A 2,707-nucleotide genomic window follows, 5' to 3' on the forward strand; every position below is an offset into this window, starting at 1 on the left:
GAGGGCAACGAGGTGGAACGCATCCGCGTCCTCGCCTCCTACGGCGACCTCTCCGCCCTCCCCGACGCCGTCCGCACCCTGGCCGCCGATCCCGCCCGGCGGACCGCGTTCGGGGCCGCCGCACGCACCATGGTCGAGGGCCGCACCTGGGCCGCCGTCGGCGACCAGCTGGTCGCCCACTACGACGACGTCCTCGCGGCGCGCCGGACGGCGGTGGCGGCATGACCGGCCAGTCCCTGCGCATCGTCCGGCTCGCCAACTTCGTCGCGCCCGCCTCCGGCGGACTGCGCACCGCCCTGCGCGAGCTGGGCAAGGGCTTCCGTACGGCGGGCCACGAACCGGTGCTGGTCGTGCCCGGCGAACGGCACACCGACACCGACACCGCACAGGGCCGGGTCATCACCCTGCCCGGACCGCTGCTGCCCGGCACGGGCGGCTACCGCGTCCTCACCGACAAGCGGCGCGTGGCCGCCCTGCTGGAGGAACTGGCCCCGGACCGGCTGGAGGTCTCCGACCGCACGACCCTGCGCTGGACCGGCCGCTGGGCCCGCCGCGCGCGCGTGCCCGCCGTGATGGTCTCCCACGAGACCGCCGACGGTGTGCTGCGCACCTGGGGCCTGCCCGAGAACCTCTCCCGCCGGGCAGCCGACGCCCTCAACACCCGCACCGCGCACGTCTACTCCCGGGTGGTGTGCACCACGGAGTTCGCCGAGCGCGAGTTCGTCCGCATCGGCGCGCGCAACGTCGTACGCGCCCCCCTGGGCGTCGACCTGACGGAACGCCACCCCGGGCTGCGCGACCCCGGGCTGCGCGGCCGCCACGCGCGCGGGGACGAGGCGCTGCTCGTGATGTGCTCCCGGCTGTCCGTCGAGAAGCGCCCCGGCACGGCCCTGGACGCCCTGGAGGCGCTGCTGCGGCGCGGGCGGCCGGCGGTGCTCGTGGTGGCCGGGGACGGGCCGCTCAGGGCCCGTCTGGAGCAGCGCGCGAGGGAGCGGGGGCTGCCGGTCACGTTCCTCGGGCACGTCTCCGACCGGGCCGCGCTCGGGGCCCTCCAGGCGTCCGCCGACGTCTGCCTCGCGCCCGGGCCCGCCGAGACCTTCGGGCTGGCCGCCCTGGAGGCCATGGCATGCGGCACGCCCGTGGTGGCCAGTGCCTCGTCCGCGCTGCCCGAGGTCATCGGGTCCGCCGGAGCCACCGCGACCGGCCACGGCGAGGCGTTCGCGGACGCGGTGGAACTGCTCCTGGAGCGCCGCGAGCCCGAACGGCGGGAGGCGGCACGCGCGCGTGCCGAGTGCTTCGGCTGGGGAGCGGCCGTGGAGGCGTTCCTCGCGGCCCACGACGTGGAGGTGCTGCGCGCCGACGTCCGCCGGACCGTGCCGGAGGGCGTGGCATGAGACCCGTCCGCTTCGTCGCCCTCGGGGACTCGCTGACCGAGGGCGTGGGGGACCCCGCAGGGGACGGCTGGCGGGGCTGGGCCGCGCTGCTGGCGCCCGCTCTGGGCGAGGGCACGGACTTCACCAACCTCGCGGTCAGCGGGGCGCAGACCCGGGACGTGCTGGAACGGCAGACGCCGGCCGCGCTCGGACTGCGCCCCGACCTGGTGTCCGTGGTCATCGGCGTCAACGACACCCTGCGCAGCACCTTCGACATCCACGCGGTGGCCGCCGTCCTCGACCAGGTCTACGCGTCCTGCACCCGCCAGGGCGCCACCCTGCTCACCGGCTGCCTGCCCGACCCCGGCGCGATGCTGGGCCTCCCCGGTGCCCTGGCCCGGCCGCTGGCGCGGCGGCAGCGGGCGGTCAACGCGGTCGTCCACACGCTGTCCGACCGCTACGGCGCCGTCCACCTGCACGCGGCGGACGGTGTCTGGATCACCGACCGGACCCTGTGGAGCGCGGACCGGCTGCACCCCGGCGAACGCGGGCACCGGCAGCTCGCCGTCCGCTTCCACGCCCTGCTCGCCGAGGCCGGCCGCGCGACGGGCGAACCGCCGTCCTCCGAGCCGGAGTTCCCCGCGCCGACGCGTGCGGCGAGCCTGTTCTGGCTGGCCACCGCGGGCACCGGCTGGGTGGCCCGGCGGTGCCGGGACCTGCTGCCGCAACTGCTGCGCCTCGCCGCCGACGAGCTGCAGCACAGCGCCCGGGGCACCACGGCCCACCTCGACCTGCACGCCTCGGCCACCGTGTCCGCGGCGCTGTCCGCCCTGCCACGGCCGGAACAGCCCTCGGTACCGGCACAGCGCGCCGAGAGCCGGGTGGAGGGCACGCACGGGAGCCCGGCGGCACACGTGGAGGTGGGGGTCGGCTGAGGGGTCATCGGCGGCGCACGGACACGAACCGGACCGGGGTGCCCGGTACCGCCTGGGCGGCCGCCGGGAGGTCGGGGCCGCGGACCACCGCGATCACCGGGTAGCCGCCGGTGGTGGGATGGTCGGCCAGGAAGACCACCGGGCGGCCGTCCGGCGGGACCTGGACCGCGCCGAGCACCATGCCCTCGCTGGGCAGTTCACCGGCCCGGGCCCGGGTCAGGGCCGGGCCCTCGGTGCGCAGGCCGATGCGGTTGCTCGCCGAGGAGACGCGGTACGCGCGCGTGGTGAGGTCGCGGACCGCGCTCGCCGTGAACCAGTCGTCGCGCGGGCCCGGCGTCACCCGCAGCACGAGTTCGGCCGGGGGCGGCGGCTGGGGGGGGCCGTCCCCGCGCGCCGGCG

2 protein-coding genes and 2 pseudogenes are annotated in these 2,707 nt (G+C 77.4%); 3 read left to right on the top strand and 1 reads right to left on the bottom strand.

Annotation, left to right across the window (positions count from 1 at the left end):
* The 3 genes and pseudogenes from ACWEN3_RS44820 to ACWEN3_RS44830 all read left to right on the top strand — a co-directional run.
* Positions 1-225 (top strand): annotated as a pseudogene (locus ACWEN3_RS44820) (glycosyltransferase family 1 protein); the annotation flags it as partial.
* Positions 222-1,394 carry a glycosyltransferase gene (locus tag ACWEN3_RS44825; RefSeq protein WP_452983988.1) on the top strand — a complete coding sequence of 391 codons (1,173 nt, stop codon included), beginning with the start codon at positions 222-224 and terminating at the stop codon, positions 1,392-1,394. The pseudogene ACWEN3_RS44820 and the gene ACWEN3_RS44825, both read left to right, overlap by 4 nt.
* Positions 1,391-2,308, top strand: a complete 918-nt coding sequence (locus tag ACWEN3_RS44830) for an SGNH/GDSL hydrolase family protein (protein WP_452983990.1) — start codon at positions 1,391-1,393, stop codon at positions 2,306-2,308. Before ACWEN3_RS44825 ends, ACWEN3_RS44830 begins: the two co-directional genes overlap by 4 nt.
* A 4-nt stretch (positions 2,309-2,312) precedes the next feature.
* Here the strand turns inward: ACWEN3_RS44830 and ACWEN3_RS44835 are convergent.
* A pseudogene (locus tag ACWEN3_RS44835) lies at positions 2,313-2,707 on the bottom strand (allophanate hydrolase subunit 2 family protein); the annotation flags it as partial.

The sequence above is a fragment of the Streptomyces sp. NPDC004561 genome (genome assembly GCF_053602155.1).

Bases quoted from the DNA above. Each gene is read 5' to 3' on its own strand.
- ACWEN3_RS44830 (WP_452983990.1), top strand. From the start codon at position 1,391: ATGAGACCCGTCCGCTTCGTCGCCCTCGGGGACTCGCTGACCGAGGGC.
- ACWEN3_RS44825 (WP_452983988.1), top strand. From the start codon at position 222: ATGACCGGCCAGTCCCTGCGCATCGTCCGGCTCGCCAACTTCGTCGCG.